Origin of the sequence: Streptomyces griseus subsp. griseus (assembly GCF_000720255.1) — a bacterium.
Taxonomy (GTDB): Bacteria; Actinomycetota; Actinomycetes; order Streptomycetales; family Streptomycetaceae; genus Streptomyces; species Streptomyces griseus_I.
Map to the genome: position 1 here is coordinate 115,433 of NZ_JOJE01000021.1, position 13,206 is coordinate 128,638.

The following is a 13,206-nucleotide window of genomic DNA, read 5'->3' on the forward strand; positions in this document are numbered from 1 at the left end:
GGGGTACGACGTTCAGTGGTCGGGAGGCCCAGATGACAAGAGAAGACATGACACCCGCCGACGCGGCCGAGGCCCGGCGTCACGCCCGGTTCGGCACGCTGCCGGAGCGGATCCGCCCGGAGGACACGGTCGAGGAGAAGCCGGCCACGCTGCCGGACCCTGCGAAGGACACCTACAACCCCGACGAGTGGCTCATCCGGTACTGCCTGTGAGGCGGTCCACCGTCCGGCGGTAGCGCTCGGCGGTCGGCATCCCCGAACGGCCAGGGTCGCGGTACGCCGGTACGTCGCCGCGCTCGTCCTGCTCGCCGTCGGGCGCCCCCGGCTGCGGTCCTTCACTGTCCTGCTCAACCGCACCGTCGGCCGACACGTCCCCGGCGCACAGGGCTCGGCGGCGGCCGCGGCGATCTCCGCGCTGCTGTTCCTGCCGGCCGGAGTCGTCCTCGCGCTGTGCCACCTGCCCACCGCGCAGGCCCTCGGCCACGCCGTGGCGGCCAGGGGCCCGTCCTCCACCGTGCCGGATCTCGCGGACCTGTTCACACTGCGCCGGTCCCAGCCGTGGCCTTCGGGCCCGCGCGGGTGACGCGCCCGTGGTGTCAGGAATCCCGCTGGGCCCGCTCGGCGTCCCGCTTCTTGAGGCGGGCCGTCTCCTTGCGGACCTCGGCCTGGGTGGCGCGCTCCTTCTCCAGCCACTCCGGCTTCTCGTCCTTGAGCGCGTCGATCTGCTCGGTGGTGAGCGCCTCGGTGACTCCGCCCCGGGTCAGCCCCGCGATGGAGACGCCCAGCTTCGCCGCCACCACCGGGCGCGGGTGCGGCCCGGTGCGTCGCAGCTCATGCAGCCACTCGGGCGGGTTCGCCTGGAGCTCGTTCAGCTCGGCGCGCGAGACGACACCCTCCTGGAACTCGGCGGGGGTGGCGGGGAGGTACACACCCAGCTTCTTCGCCGCGGTAGCGGGCTTCATCGTCTGGGTGGTCTGGTGCGACTTCATGCTGTCCAGACTATCGGCCGCCCACGGGCCCTCCGACCACAGCCGGTAACCTGGCGGGGTGACAGGCTCGCCAGACTCCCCCTCCTTCCGGCTCGCTTACGTCCCCGGGGTGACCCCCGCCAAGTGGGCGCGGACCTGGAGCGAGCGTCTGCCCGACATCCCCCTCACCCTCCTCCAGGTGACCGCCTCCGAGGCGTCCGACGTGCTGCGCGACGGCACCGCCGACGCCGGCTTCGTACGGCTGCCGGTGGACCGTACGGTGTTCAGCGCGATCCCCCTCTACACCGAGACGACGGTGGTCGTGGTGCCCAAGGACCATCTCGTGACCGCGGCGGAGGAAGTGTCCCTCGACGATCTCGCCGACGAGGTCGTCTTCCACCTCCTCGACGACGTCCTCGGCTGGGAACAGCCGCCCGGACAGCCCGCCTTCGAACGCCCCGCCACCACGGCGGACGCCGTCGAACTCGTGGCGGCCGGTGTGGGCGTCCTGATCGTCCCCCAGTCGCTGGCCCGCCTGCACCACCGCAGGGACCTCACCTACCGTCCGGTCGTGGACGCCCCCCAGTCGTGCGTCGCCCTGTCCTGGCCCGAGGAGGCGACGACCGACCTCGTCGAGGACTTCATCGGCATCGTCCGCGGCCGCACGGTCAACAGCACACGCGGCCGCGCGCAGCCCCAGCCGAAGACCGAACAGAAGCGAGAAGGCCGCAAGCCCACCGGCGGTCGCGGGAAGCCGACCGGCGGCACTGCGCGGAGCCGCGCCGCCGCCCCGAAGAGCGGCGGCAAACGCGGCACCGGAAAGCCGCGCCGCCGGTCGTGACCCCGTGTCCCCCCGGGGTCACCTCGAGATCAGGCCACGTAGGTCGCCTTCGCCGCCGTGCTCACCACCTTCTCTCCGTCGGCCCGCGTGAGCAGCCCCGAGGCCACCCACGCGTCCACCGTGGACCGCACCCGTGTCACCAGCGCCCCCTTGCTGCCGAACGGTGCCGCGGCCCAGACCTCGTCGAGCAGGGTCGTGCCGTCGGCCTTGGCCGGGTTGGCGACACCGGAGTCGGTGTTCCCGAAGACCACGCGCGGCTCGGCCCGTCGCACGTACGCGTGCGTGGGGTCCTCCGTCCCCTCGAAGAAGGGGGCGAACTCGGTGCCGTCAAGGGTGTAGTGCAGGGGCTTTCCGGCGACGGGGGCGAGCGAGGGCAGCAGGTCGCCGGAGAGGGCTGCGTTGCGGTACAGGCCGAACGACAGGTGGTCCGTGGCCGCGTTGCGGCCGACCAGGTTGACCGGACCGTAGAACAGGGTCTGCAATGACGGGTCGTCGAGGGCCTTCTCGACGCGCAGCCGGAACGGGACGGCGACGCGGACGGTGTCGCCGTCGCGCCAGGTCCGTGACACGGTGAAGTAGCCGCCCGGCTTCGGAGTGCCGCTCGCCGCACGCCCGTTGACGGTCACCCGGAATCCGGCGGTCGCCCAGGCCGGCACCCGCAGCCGCAGCGCGAAGGCGCCGGTGCGTCCCCGTACGGTGAGCGTGGTGCCCTGCTCGCGCGGATAGTCGGTGGTCTGGGTGACCGTGACGCCCTTCTCGGCCCAGGTCAGGGTGGACGGGCTGTAGAGGTTGACGTAGAGGGCGCTGCTGTCGGCGGCCTTGAAGTACACCGAGTCCTGGTACTTGGTGGCGCTCTCCATGCCGGTGCCCTCGCAGCAGGTGGTGCCCTGCTTGGGCGTGTAGTCGCGCACATGGCCGGGGGTGAGGCCGATGAAGTACGTGACGAGCGGCTTCTCCGCGTCCGCCTTGTCCTGCTTGGAGCCCAGCACCTGGTTGTAGAGGGCGCGCTCGTAGTAGTCCATGTACGCCGGGTTCTGGTCGTGGAAGAACAGCATCCGGCTCAGCTTCAGCATGTTGTACGCACAGCACGTCTCGGCCGTGGTCGTGCCGATCGTCCCCGCGATGACGTCCCGCGCCTTCCAGAACTCTCCGGTGCTGGTGCCGCCGATGCCGTACATGCGGTGCGGTACGACCATGCCCCAGAAGTTCTTCGCGGCCGTCAGGTAGCGTTCCTCGCCCGTCGCGTCGTACAGCCGCACGAGCCCGGTGAAGATCGGGATGTGCTGGTTGGCGTGCAGCCCGTCGAGCGTGTCGGTGCCGGCGGCGCAGGCGTCGATGAGCTTGTCGAGGTCGAACAGGCGGGCCAGGGCGAGGTGTTCGGCCTTCCCGGAGATGGTGTACAGGTCGACGATCGCCTCGACGATGCCGCCGAACTCACCGCTGGAGAAGATGCCCCACATCCGCTGCAGGACCGCGTCGGACAGCTTGGACAACCGGGAGTACATCCAGTCGCACATGCCGGACGCGAGATCGAGCGCCCGGTCGTCGTCGGTGGTGAGGTAGGCGTCGAGGAGCCCCCGCAGGATCTTGTGGGCGGTGTAGTACGGCGCCCACACCTTGGTGTAGTCGGGGCTGGTCCTCGACTCCAGGTCGATGAACTGTGTCTCCGGGTACGCCGCCAGGAACCCGGGGTGGCTGGGCGCGCCCCAGGTGCGGCGCAGGGTGGCGGTGAGACCGTGTCCGGAGGCGTCCGCGAACGTGCCGCCCGTCGTCTCGTCGAAGGTGTACGACGCCAGGTCGCCGCGGCCCGCCGCCGAGTCGGCGGCCCTGTCGCCCTGGAGGGATGTGACCTCGTCCGCGGTCAGGGCCCGCGACCACACGTTGAACTCGTCGAAGGCGCCCGCGAAGACGGGGTCGCCGGCGAAGTTGGAGCGGCCGAGCCAGTTGTTGGCCAGGGTGCCGAGGGTGGCCGGGGTGAGGGTCATCGCCGAGTTCTGCGCGACGGCGACACCGTTGACGTACAGGGTGCCGGTACTGCCCGTGAGGGTCACCGCGAGGTGGCTCCACGCGTTGAGCGGCAGCGCGGCGGTGCCGTTGAGGCCCTGCTCGCCGCCGGGCCCGTTCGTCGTGACGGCGAAGCGCGGCACGCCGCTGCCGTTTCGGGCGGCCAGGTACAGGTACCGCGTGTTGTTGTTCCCGAAGTCGAAGATCCGCGCCCAGTCGGCGTCGTGGGTGGGCTTCACCCAGGCCGACAGGGAGATCGCCGAGGCTCCGCCGAGCACTCCGGAGGGCAGGTCGACGTACTGGTAGGAGCCGCGTACGTTCTCGGCGGCGGTGCCGAACTTCCCGGTGGCGCTCAGCACGACGGGCTCGTGGCGCAGGGCTTCGCGCACCTCGGTCAGCGCCCCGACCATCGTGCGGATCCGGTCGGCGTACACCTGGTCCCCGGTACCGGCGTACGCCTGGGCCAACATGGTCAGGAAGTGCCCGGTGTAGTGCCCCCGCAGATTGCCGTTGGCCTCGCCGTCCAGCCCTTCCCAGCCGCCCGGGGCGACCGCGCCCAGTGTGGACAGGCCGGCGTTGGCGCGGAACACCTGCAGCAGCCGGTTCACGTCGTACCCACGGGCGTGGTCGAGCATCAACTGCCGCTTGGCCGCGAAGACGCCCTTGCCCAGCGTCACCTCCTTGAGCTGGAAGGGCCGGAGCTTCCAGGACATCGGCGGGGGCAACGGGGCGGCTGAGGCACCGCCGCCGGCCGCGACCGCGAAACCGGGGGCTGCCGCGGCGAGGATCGCGGTCTGGAGAAGGGTTCTTCTGGAGAGGGGCGGGACCATGGTGCTCCTCCACGGGGACCATATGGTTCGAAATCACGGACGGCGTGCGGGCAATCGACCAGACGCTATGCGTGAGGTGAGGGAGCGTCAACGGTGCGGACGAGATCAGTCCCGTGCCGGAGTGACGTCATCTGGAGTTGCCGGAGGGGGAATTCGTCACGTGGCGGCTGCGCGGCCGATCGACTCGACGAGCGGCAGCAGCCGGTACGGGACACGTTCCCGCAGGGCGACCTCGGTGCGGGTGCGCACGACCCCGGGCAGGCTGATCAGCTTCTGGATGACGTCCTCGAGGTGGAGGTTGTCGCGCGCCACGACCCGGGTGAGCAGATCCCCGCCACCCGTGATCGAGAAGGCCTCCACGATCTCCGGTACGGCGGCCAGCGCGTCGCCCACGTCGTCGAGGTGGCCCTGGGTGACCTCGATGTGTACGAACGCGAGCACCGGGTGCCCGAGCGCGGCGGGGGAGAGCGTCGGACCCGTGCCGGTGATCACTCCGTCCCGCTCCAGCCGGTCGAGACGAGCCTGGAGCGTGCCCCGGGCGACGCCGAGGGTGCGGGCGTACTCGCGCACACTCGTGCGCGGCTGTTCGAGCAGCAGTCGCAGGATGCGCGTGTCGAGTTCGTCCACGGCCATGGTGTCCGATCCCTCTCTCGGCCCTTGATCGGCGTCGACTGTACCAATGGCGCAGCGGCTGCCGGGGCAAGTGGACCATACGGCCCGGTCCGGTGGCTCGGTGAGGCTCAGGCGACGAATTCCGCGGCGCCTTTTTCATGCCCGTGAACCAAAGGGGCGGGAAGCGGTGCTGAACGGGTGTTCGTGGCTCCGGATCCGGGGCGGCGCTCGTCGTCTGCGGTCCCGCCGGACAGTCCCTCGCCGGTGCCGTGAGGCAGGTCAAGGTTCACCTGTTCTCGATGCGCCTGTCGTACTCCGGCACGGCAGTGCACCGCTCCCTCGCGGCAGTGGATGTGCCCCGTGACGGGTGCAGACTGCGGGCGCGTCACAACCCGTTGGAGCCGTTTCGGCTACACCGTCGTGGCGCCTACCGGCAGAAGCAGGTCGACCGCGAGCCCCGCGCCGTCCCCGACGATGTCGTCGACACTCAGGTTTACGTCGCCGTCTGTCCCGAAGGGGTGATCCGCCCACTACCGACAGTTCGTCGACCAGCGCCGGACGCACCGTTCCGGCGAGGAGTGCCGCGAGCCCAGTGACACGGAATGGCGGGAGTTCCGGGACCACTTCAGCCTGCGCAGGGTCGCGCTCGGTGCCTGCGACCGCCCCTACGGGACCCCTTGCCGGCATGAAAACGCCTGTGTCAGGTGCCCCATGCTCCGGCTGGACCGGCCCAGGAGCCCCGGCTGCTGCGGCGCTAATCGTCGTCCGGCTCAGTCGGCAGAGTGGGCCGGGGCCCCTCGTCGGGCACGACTACCAGGCGTACGGCCATGTGCCGTGAGTCGGGTGGGTGGTCACCGGGCTCCGTCAAGTATTTGCGTAGAAGCGTCTGGTACTCCTCGACGAACGTGGCGACCTGTTCCTTCGTCATCCGCAATCCGGCGCGGTAGATCTGGTTCCAGCCTGCGGAGGAGTCATACCCGGCGTACGCGCTCACGACCAGGTTCAGGTCATGGGTCATCTTGAGGGCGCCGATCTTCACCGCAGCCTCGCGTTCGTCGGCCGTCAATTCCAGGCCCGGCGGCGTGAAGATGTCCGTCATGAGTGACTTCCACCAGCGTTCCCGGCCGGTGGACCGCTCCTCGATCTCAGCGATCAGCTTGAGGTCGGCGAGTTTGCGCAGGTGGTAGCTGGTGGTGCCGGTGCTTTCGCCGAGGGCCTTGGCGACGCTGGTGGAGTTCGTTTCGCCGTGCTCGCCGAGATAGCTGAGGATGTCGCGGCGCACCGGGTTGGACAGTGCCTTGTAGAAGGCTTTGAGGTCCGGGCCGGTGAGCACTCTCTTTTCGGGGCGCTCGACCATACCGACCAGCGTACTGCAGAGACCCTCTGCAGATATCGCAGAGATTGTTTGCAGAACATCTCTGCAATCGCTACCTTGGTGCAAGAGGGCGCCAGCGGGCGCCGGGACGCTCGGGGGTCGAGATGCGAAAAAACCTGGTCGGGAGGCTGTTACTGGCCGCTGGGCTGGTGCTGGTGCCGTGGCTCGCGGTGCTGTGGACGACACTGCCGGACCTCTATCCGGCACAGCACTGGCGGGTCGCCTGGGTCGGTTTCGATGCGTTGGAGATCGCCGGTCTGCTGACGTCGGCGCTGCTGGTCCGGCGCAGCGACCACCGGGCGCCGCTGGCGTCAATCGCGACAGCCGTGTTGTTGCTGGTCGACGCCTGGTTCGACGTCATGACGGCCGGGCACTATGCCGTCATCTCGCTGGCGCTGGCCTGCACGCTGGAACTGCCCCTGGCGGCATTGTGCGCTGTCGTCGCGCTGCGGCCGCCGATGGTGGCTTCCGGTCAGCCAACTACGGTGCAGCGGGTGGCCGTCCATGTCTGAATCACTGGATGCCCAGATGCGGGACGAGATCGACGATCAGGTCGCGGAGGCGTTCGACGCCTACCTGGCCGACAGGCTGGCCGAACCGGGGCCGCTGCGCGCGTCACTGGCATTGAGGCGCAGCACCAGGCCAGTTCTGGGCACAATCGGATTGGGCGCACTCGCCACGGCGCTGGCGCCGGACGGAAGCGCCGCCGTCTGCTGGATCTGGGGAGCGATCGCGGTGATAGATACCGCCTGGCTGCTGACCGCAGGCCGCCGTTGACGGTCCGTGGACCAAGCCCTCGCCTGCCAGCCGATCCCAATTGGTCCACAGAGTTGGGTCCCATGGCGACCGGCCGGACGACGAGATCCTCGACGGCGTCCGAAACGGACCGGACTGCCGAGGCTGACCTGCCATCAGTTACGCCACACTTGCCTGACCCGGCTACGGGAGGCGGGCATGGCGCTGGAAGCGGTACAGGCCCGGGCCGGGCACCGCTCCTCGGATCGACCCGGATCTCCATCCACCTGGTGAACAGCTGGCTCGTTGAGCAGTACACGCAGGGCATGAATACCGCCATCCGCGAATCCTGCGCGTTCTTCGTCACCACGATCGAGTTCCGGCCCACCCTCGAACGCCAGCGAGACGACGCAGCCAAGGGACAGGGCGCACGCGAGCAGATCTTCGACGGACTCCTCAGCCGCCTCGACGACGAAGCCTCCTGGCCCTGTCGGCACGCGTCTCAACGGAAGGCGGCGGCATTCTCCGAAACCCACTGGTGGAATCGCCTGGCAGGGGAGCCGGTGACCCGCGACACTGTGTCGCGCACCTTCAGAAGCTCGTCATTGACGTCTCCGCCCGTCACATCGAGCACCGCATCAGCGGCCTCGTCTCCCAAGAACACAGCCATGTCGCGGTGGGCCTCCTCCCGGCTGATCTCGGCGAACGGCACCTCCCGCTCCAGGGCTACGGCTATGGCCGCAACCTGCTGCCGGGCCGTCACCCGCTCCGGGCCGGTCAGGGCATACGTCCGGCCTTGGTGACCGGACTCCGTCAGCGCCACTCGCGCCACTGACGCGATGTCCGCGGGGTGGATCGTGGGGAGCCCGATGTCCGCGTACGGCACCCGGACCGGTTGATGCTCGCGGATGGACGTTGCCCACCACAGGGCGTTCGAAGCGAACTGCGTCGGCCGCAGAATCGTCCAGGCCATGCCGCTGCCCTGGAGGAGTCGCTCGACAGCCAGGTTCTCGTCGGCGGGGCCGAGGTGCGGATGGGTCTGGACGGTAATGGACGACACCAGCACCACGTGCTCCACCCCCGCCTGCCGGGCGGCGTCGAGGATGTCAGCATCCGAACCTATACGCGACACGAGAAACAGCTGGCGGACCCCCTCCAGTGCAGGTTTCACTGAGGCCACGTCGGCGAAGTCACCCTCAACCGCCTCGACTCCCTTCGAGAATGAAGCTCGCACAGCGTCACGCGTGAGACCCCGTAAGGGCCCGGCACCGCGCGCATGCAGCTCCTGCAGCAGCGCACTTCCTACGTTCCCCGTGGCTCCTGTCACGAGAATCATGAGCGCCTTCTCCCGTCGCCTGGTGATCAACTGGAGGACACGCTAAAAGCTCAATCGCACTTCAGGTCAAGGAGAGTCCTGACCGTTTCCTGTGCTGGGGCACGTTCCGGGAGATGAACGCCGTCGGCATGGTGGCAGACGGCTCTCACTGCGGCGCCCGTACGGGGCTGGACATGTGCGAGGTCTCCGAGCAGCCGATCATCTACAGCCACTCCTGCATGCGCTCGGCGTCGCTGAGCTGGTGTGGCCAGTAGCTCGACCAGCTCAGCAACAGTCAAGACCTGTGGATGAGCGTGTCATTGAGCCTCGTCATGCCGGCGCGGCGGCCGCGGACCGGCCTGGCTACACCGCCGTCAGCGCGGTGACCCGTTCGTCCAGTCCGTTGAATCGCCAAAAGGCGGCGGTGCGGGACCCGGCGCCGCGGGTGACCCGATCGGCGAGGCGTGCAGATGCCGTGCTCCGGCCGGTCCTTGGGATGCGCCCGCGAGGAAATCGGTTTGTGGCGAGCCGGATCCCGACCTACGGTGTGGTGTATGGGTTCTCTGTGACAGTCCCCGTGCGACTACGTGGAGCTTGGCTCCGCTCTCGCGCGTTCTCACCGTGCTCGCTCTTCCCGTGATGCCGCCTGTTCGGCGTGCTGCGGAGTGTTCTGGCGCGCGCGGATGCCTCCACCCACCCATGCCGATCGGCCAGGCCGAGGACAGGGGACTCCATGCTTACCCCACAGCTGTCTCTTCAGAACGTGACCCGTCGCTACGACGACCACGTCGTGCTGAATGACGTGTCCTTCAGCATCAAGCCCGGCGAGAAGGCCGGCATCATCGGCGACAACGGAGCCGGGAAATCCACCCTGCTGCGACTGATTGCCGGGCAGGATCTACCCGACGACGGTGAGCTGACCGTGACGGCGCCAGGCGGCTTGGGCTATCTCGCCCAGTCATTGGCTCTGCCTGCCGAGGCCGTCGTCCAGGACGCAGTGGATGTGGCTCTTGCCGAGCTGCGTGATCTGGAAGCGCGGATGCGTCAGGCCGAAGCCGGGCTCAGGGGCTTGGCGGGAGCGGAGCTCACCGCCGCACTGGACGTCTACGCCCGCCTGGTCGCCCAGTACGAGGCGCGCGCCGGCTACGAGGCCGATGCCCGGGTGGACATCGCCCTGCACGGACTCGGCCTGCGGGGCCTGGCCCGGGACAGAACCCTGGGCACGCTGTCGGGCGGTGAGCGGTCCAGGTTGGCGCTGGCCGCGACCCTGGCCTCCCAGCCGGAGCTGTTGCTGCTCGACGAGCCGACCAACGATCTGGACGATCAGGCGGTGGGCTGGCTGGAATCCCACCTGCAGGCGCACCGCGGCACGGTGCTCGCGGTCACCCATGACCGGGTCTTTCTGGAACGGGTCACCACCACGATCCTGGACGTCGGCGAGGGCAAGGTGACGCGCTACGGCGACGGCTACGACGGTTACCTCGCCGCCAAGGCCGCCGAGCGGCGTCGCCGCCTGCAGGAGTACGCGGACTGGTGCTCGGAGCTGGCCCGCAATCAGAAGCTGGCCGCGACCAACGTGACACGGCTGCAGGCGATTCCACGCAAGCTGCCGTTTGCCGTGTTCGGCCACGGCGCCTTCCGTACCCGTAGCCGGGGTCACGGGGCGATGGGCCGTATCCGAAACGCGAAGGAACGTGTCGAACGGCTGACGGACAATCCAGTCGCGCCGCCGCCCGAACCGCTGGTGTTCGCCGCCCGCGTGACCACCGCCGACGGTCGGACGTCGCAGGCAGCGGCGGAACTCACTGGCATCCGTGTCGCGGACCGGCTGCACGTGCCGTCGCTGCGGCTCGGCGGTAAGGAGCGGCTGTTGGTAACCGGGCCCAACGGGGCGGGCAAGACGACACTGATGCGAGTGCTGGCCGGTGAGGTGCAGCCCGACGAGGGGACAGTGCGCACGCGGGGCCGAGTCGGACACCTGAGGCAGGAAGAAACGCTGTGGCCGCCCGGACTGAACGTCCCCCAGGCATTCGCCGACGGCCGCGGTGGCGACCTGGACGAGCACACCGACCACCTCCTGTCCCTCGGCCTGTTCAGCCCCGTCGACTTGCGCCTGAAAGTGAGCGAGCTGTCCTATGGACAACGGCGCCGGATCGAACTGGCCCGCCTGGTCAGCGAACCCGTCGACCTGCTGCTTCTGGACGAGCCCACCAACCACCTCTCCCCGGCCTTGGTCGAGGAACTGGAAGGAGCCCTGGCCGGCTACCAAGGCGCGGTCGTCGTCGTCACCCACGACCGTCGCATGCGCACGCGCTTCACTGGCACGCACATGGAGCTGAACGCCGGGCACGTCACACGGCTTCAGGAGACCGCAGTGCGCTGAAGCCCGCCGATCGCCTGTGCATCCGCATGCAGTACGAGACGGCCTTCCACCAACCCGGGCCTCGTCGAGGTCGGCGGGGGCTTCCTTCCGTTGCGGGCACGGTGTTCGGACGTTGTGTCAGGCGTGAGGCTCGCAGTCGGCCTCGCATCCGGCCGATACGGCGGAGGCGGGATGGATCAGTACGGGCACCGGCTCACAGCAGATGCCACCCGTGTTGACGTCCTCATGCGCGATCCCCTCGCTGGCTCCGGTAGTCGTGGAGCCAGCGGAGACCTTCGCTCGTGCCGGCGCGGGGGCGGTACTCGCAGCCGATCCACCCGTCGAAGCCCAGTTCGTCGACCATGTCGAGCAGGTGGCGGATGTTGATCTCACCCCGGTCGGGCTCACCCCGGTCGGGCACGCCCGCGATCTGTAGATGACCGACCCGGCTGGTCGGCAGGTCGCGGCGCAGGGTCGTGGTGAGGTCACCCTCGACGATCTGGCAGTGGTAGAGGTCGAGTTGCACCTTGAGATTCGAGGCTCCTACCTTCTGCACCACGGCGTGGGCCTCGGCCTGGGTGCTCAGGAAGTACCCGGGCATGTCGCGGCCGTTGATCGGCTCGATCAGGATGTCGACGCCGGCCGCGGCGGCCCGCTCCGCGGCCCAGGCCAGGTTGGTCAGGTAGGTGTCACGGTGCTTGGCCCGCTCGGCCGGTGGCGCGTCCGGCCGGACCAGCCCGGCCATCAGGTGCACCCGCGGGCAGCCCAGCGCCGCCGCGTACTCCAGCGCCCGGTCGACCCCGGAACGCACCTCCGCCTCGCGTCCGGGCAGTGCCGCCACCCCGCGCTCTCCGGACTCCCACGCTCCCGCAGGGGCGTTGAAGAGCACCTGCAGCAGGCCGTGGTCGTCGAGCCGGCGGCGCAGCTCGGCGAGGTCGTAGGCGTAGGGGAAGAGGTACTCCACGGCCTCGAAGCCGTCAGCCGAGGCCGCGGCGAAGCGGTCGAGGAAATCGTGCTCGGTGTACATCATGGACAGGTTCGCTGCGAACCTCGGCATGCTGGCTCCTGTGTCCCGGCCGGGGACGGCCGAAGGGCAGTGGCTGACAACCTGCTTCTGGGGGTTGTCGCAGGGGACAAGGCGTACTCCTGGTCCGAGCCGGCCGTGCTCACCTGCGTGAACGAAAGACCTGGGCAGTGATCCCGGAGCAAGCCACGTACCGCAAAGATCGCAACACTGTGGACCGCGCCATCAAAGCCGGGCCGCACTGATGCGGTGCCATTATCTGGCCCCGCAGCCTCCCTGCCATTCCATGGTCTCGAAGGCTCTGCCTGTGACATGGGCAGGCTCAGCCGTCTGTTCGTGCAGCACGCGCACCGCGTTGCCACGACCACGCCGCGGGAAGTCTGGGCAGTGTCACCGCCCTCGGTACCGGCTCGATCGCCGGGCGGCGGCAGGATCACGGCCCGGATGCCGTCACCGGGGAGGGGGGCGGGGCGGTGGTTCTGGTGCGTCATAGGGTCGATTGCAGCAGCGGGCCGGGCAGCGCGTCCAAGACTCAATCCCGATGTGCCTTATCGGGCGGCCCACCCTATTAGGCGGTCTTACCGCGGTTCCGTCAGCGCTCTCAGGGAGCCGATGGGAAAGAAGCGAGCACGGCCTCCCTGCGATTCTGCAGGGAGGCCCGTGCTCGCTCAGAGATCCTCGATGAGACCGGTTGCTCGTCAGCTCCAGGGAGATGCGGTGAGCCAACTGGTGTCCTGGGCCCACGACTTCGTGTTGTCCCAGGTGTTGGTGCCGCCGTTGCTGGCGATGTAGGCCGTGTAGTTGTAGTGGCGGATGTACTTGGTCGGGAAGTTGACGGACTGGAAGGAGGTGCCGACCCCGCTGTTGCCCGTGGTGGGGCAGAAGGTGGCGTGGACAGGCAGGAGGTGTTGGCCAGGCCTGAGCGGACGATCCAGGTGGCGTCTGCCTTGTCGGTGGCCGAGCTGGCGGAGTTGATGCTGGAGATGACGACCTTGGTGTCGGCGTCGTTGTGGCGCAGGTAGTGCGAGGTGCAGCAGGGCGCGGTGGTGGCCTGCAGGGAGACCCGGGAGCCGGGGGTGAGGGTTCCGGTGCTGGTCGAGCCGCTGTTGTAGCCGGCGGCGGTGATGTTGGCCTGGACGGC

The 13,206-nt window shown here is 69.0% G+C and carries 14 protein-coding genes and 1 pseudogene; 7 read left to right on the top strand and 8 right to left on the bottom strand.

The features are described from left to right. Positions 1 to 32: 32 nt before the first annotated feature. The gene (locus IG99_RS27060; RefSeq protein WP_037677993.1) at positions 33 to 212 is read left to right on the top strand and encodes a hypothetical protein; all 180 of its coding nucleotides are present in this window, start codon (positions 33 to 35) and stop codon (positions 210 to 212) included. Here the strand turns inward: IG99_RS27060 and IG99_RS48890 are convergent. Together IG99_RS48890 and IG99_RS27070 are read right to left on the bottom strand one after the other, a co-directional pair. Then, complete coding sequence (locus tag IG99_RS48890; RefSeq protein ID WP_158973243.1) at positions 193 to 456, bottom strand: hypothetical protein; 264 nt, start codon at positions 454 to 456, stop codon at positions 193 to 195. The genes IG99_RS27060 and IG99_RS48890 overlap by 20 nt on opposite strands. A gap of 139 nt (positions 457 to 595) precedes the next feature. Then, complete coding sequence (locus IG99_RS27070) at positions 596 to 988, bottom strand: DUF5997 family protein (RefSeq protein ID WP_037677996.1); 393 nt, start codon at positions 986 to 988, stop codon at positions 596 to 598. Between the two features lie 58 nt (positions 989 to 1,046). Here IG99_RS27070 and IG99_RS27075 point away from each other — a divergent pair, with 58 nt between their 5' ends. After that, complete coding sequence (locus tag IG99_RS27075) at positions 1,047 to 1,808, top strand: LysR family substrate-binding domain-containing protein (protein WP_078947924.1); 762 nt, start codon at positions 1,047 to 1,049, stop codon at positions 1,806 to 1,808. A gap of 29 nt (positions 1,809 to 1,837) precedes the next feature. Here IG99_RS27075 and IG99_RS27080 read toward each other — a convergent pair whose 3' ends face one another. The 3 genes from IG99_RS27080 to IG99_RS27090 form a co-directional block, all read right to left on the bottom strand. Next, positions 1,838 to 4,642 (bottom strand): beta-L-arabinofuranosidase domain-containing protein, encoded by a 2,805-nt coding sequence (locus IG99_RS27080; RefSeq protein ID WP_037678000.1) that lies wholly within the window; start codon positions 4,640 to 4,642, stop codon positions 1,838 to 1,840. A gap of 156 nt (positions 4,643 to 4,798) precedes the next feature. After that, positions 4,799 to 5,275 (bottom strand): Lrp/AsnC family transcriptional regulator, encoded by a 477-nt coding sequence (locus IG99_RS27085; protein ID WP_037678003.1) that lies wholly within the window; start codon positions 5,273 to 5,275, stop codon positions 4,799 to 4,801. 733 nt (positions 5,276 to 6,008) lie between these two features. Continuing rightward, complete coding sequence (locus tag IG99_RS27090) at positions 6,009 to 6,611, bottom strand: ArsR/SmtB family transcription factor (RefSeq protein ID WP_037678005.1); 603 nt, start codon at positions 6,609 to 6,611, stop codon at positions 6,009 to 6,011. Positions 6,612 to 6,733: 122 nt separating this feature from the next. On the opposite strand from IG99_RS27090, the gene IG99_RS27095 reads away from it, so the two are divergent. Genes IG99_RS27095 through IG99_RS47835 form a run of 3 tightly spaced genes read left to right on the top strand, consistent with a single transcriptional unit; the run spans position 6,734 to position 7,658 of the window. Beyond that, a complete protein-coding gene (locus IG99_RS27095) occupies positions 6,734 to 7,141 on the top strand; it encodes a hypothetical protein (protein WP_051865918.1) in 408 nt (135 codons plus the stop codon). Next, positions 7,134 to 7,406: a hypothetical protein gene (locus IG99_RS27100; RefSeq protein ID WP_037678007.1), complete on the top strand. Its 273-nt coding sequence runs from the start codon at positions 7,134 to 7,136 to the stop codon at positions 7,404 to 7,406. The genes IG99_RS27095 and IG99_RS27100 overlap by 8 nt, the downstream gene beginning before the upstream one ends. Positions 7,407 to 7,412: 6 nt before the next feature. Then, entirely contained in the window at positions 7,413 to 7,658 is a 246-nt protein-coding gene (locus tag IG99_RS47835; protein WP_234311963.1) for a tyrosine-type recombinase/integrase, read from the top strand. Positions 7,659 to 7,866: 208 nt separating this feature from the next. Here the strand turns inward: IG99_RS47835 and IG99_RS27105 are convergent, their stop codons facing one another. Further along, positions 7,867 to 8,700 carry an SDR family oxidoreductase gene (locus IG99_RS27105; RefSeq protein ID WP_037678009.1) on the bottom strand — a complete coding sequence of 278 codons (834 nt, stop codon included), beginning with the start codon at positions 8,698 to 8,700 and terminating at the stop codon, positions 7,867 to 7,869. Between the two features lie 113 nt (positions 8,701 to 8,813). Here IG99_RS27105 and IG99_RS45870 point away from each other — a divergent pair, with 113 nt between their 5' ends. Next, on the top strand, positions 8,814 to 8,954 hold the full coding sequence (locus tag IG99_RS45870; RefSeq protein WP_234311964.1) for a membrane dipeptidase: 141 nt from the start codon (positions 8,814 to 8,816) through the stop codon (positions 8,952 to 8,954). 458 nt (positions 8,955 to 9,412) lie between these two features. Continuing rightward, a complete protein-coding gene (locus IG99_RS27110; protein ID WP_037678011.1) occupies positions 9,413 to 11,062 on the top strand; it encodes a TlrC/CarA/OleB/SrmB family ABC-F type ribosomal protection protein in 1,650 nt (549 codons plus the stop codon). Positions 11,063 to 11,285: 223 nt separating this feature from the next. On the opposite strand, the gene otnI is transcribed toward IG99_RS27110, so the two are convergent. Together otnI and IG99_RS45875 are read right to left on the bottom strand one after the other, a co-directional pair. After that, positions 11,286 to 12,098, bottom strand: coding sequence for a 2-oxo-tetronate isomerase (gene otnI / locus IG99_RS27115; protein WP_037678014.1), 813 nt, complete (start codon positions 12,096 to 12,098; stop codon positions 11,286 to 11,288). Positions 12,099 to 12,763: 665 nt separating this feature from the next. Then, positions 12,764 to 13,206, bottom strand: a pseudogene (locus tag IG99_RS45875) (AbfB domain-containing protein); the annotation flags it as partial.

What these genes read in the sequence shown, in the direction of transcription:
- IG99_RS27060 (WP_037677993.1), top strand. Translation starts at nt 33, where the DNA reads ATGACAAGAGAAGACATGACACCCGCCGACGCGGCCGAGGCCCGGCGT.
- IG99_RS27070 (WP_037677996.1), bottom strand. Translation starts at nt 988, where the DNA reads ATGAAGTCGCACCAGACCACCCAGACGATGAAGCCCGCTACCGCGGCG.
- IG99_RS27080 (WP_037678000.1), bottom strand. Translation starts at nt 4,642, where the DNA reads ATGGTCCCGCCCCTCTCCAGAAGAACCCTTCTCCAGACCGCGATCCTC.
- IG99_RS27085 (WP_037678003.1), bottom strand. Translation starts at nt 5,275, where the DNA reads ATGGCCGTGGACGAACTCGACACGCGCATCCTGCGACTGCTGCTCGAA.
- IG99_RS27090 (WP_037678005.1), bottom strand. Translation starts at nt 6,611, where the DNA reads ATGGTCGAGCGCCCCGAAAAGAGAGTGCTCACCGGCCCGGACCTCAAA.
- IG99_RS27095 (WP_051865918.1), top strand. Translation starts at nt 6,734, where the DNA reads ATGCGAAAAAACCTGGTCGGGAGGCTGTTACTGGCCGCTGGGCTGGTG.
- IG99_RS27100 (WP_037678007.1), top strand. Translation starts at nt 7,134, where the DNA reads ATGTCTGAATCACTGGATGCCCAGATGCGGGACGAGATCGACGATCAG.
- IG99_RS27105 (WP_037678009.1), bottom strand. Translation starts at nt 8,700, where the DNA reads ATGATTCTCGTGACAGGAGCCACGGGGAACGTAGGAAGTGCGCTGCTG.
- IG99_RS45870 (WP_234311964.1), top strand. Translation starts at nt 8,814, where the DNA reads ATGAACGCCGTCGGCATGGTGGCAGACGGCTCTCACTGCGGCGCCCGT.
- IG99_RS27110 (WP_037678011.1), top strand. Translation starts at nt 9,413, where the DNA reads ATGCTTACCCCACAGCTGTCTCTTCAGAACGTGACCCGTCGCTACGAC.
- otnI (WP_037678014.1), bottom strand. Translation starts at nt 12,098, where the DNA reads ATGCCGAGGTTCGCAGCGAACCTGTCCATGATGTACACCGAGCACGAT.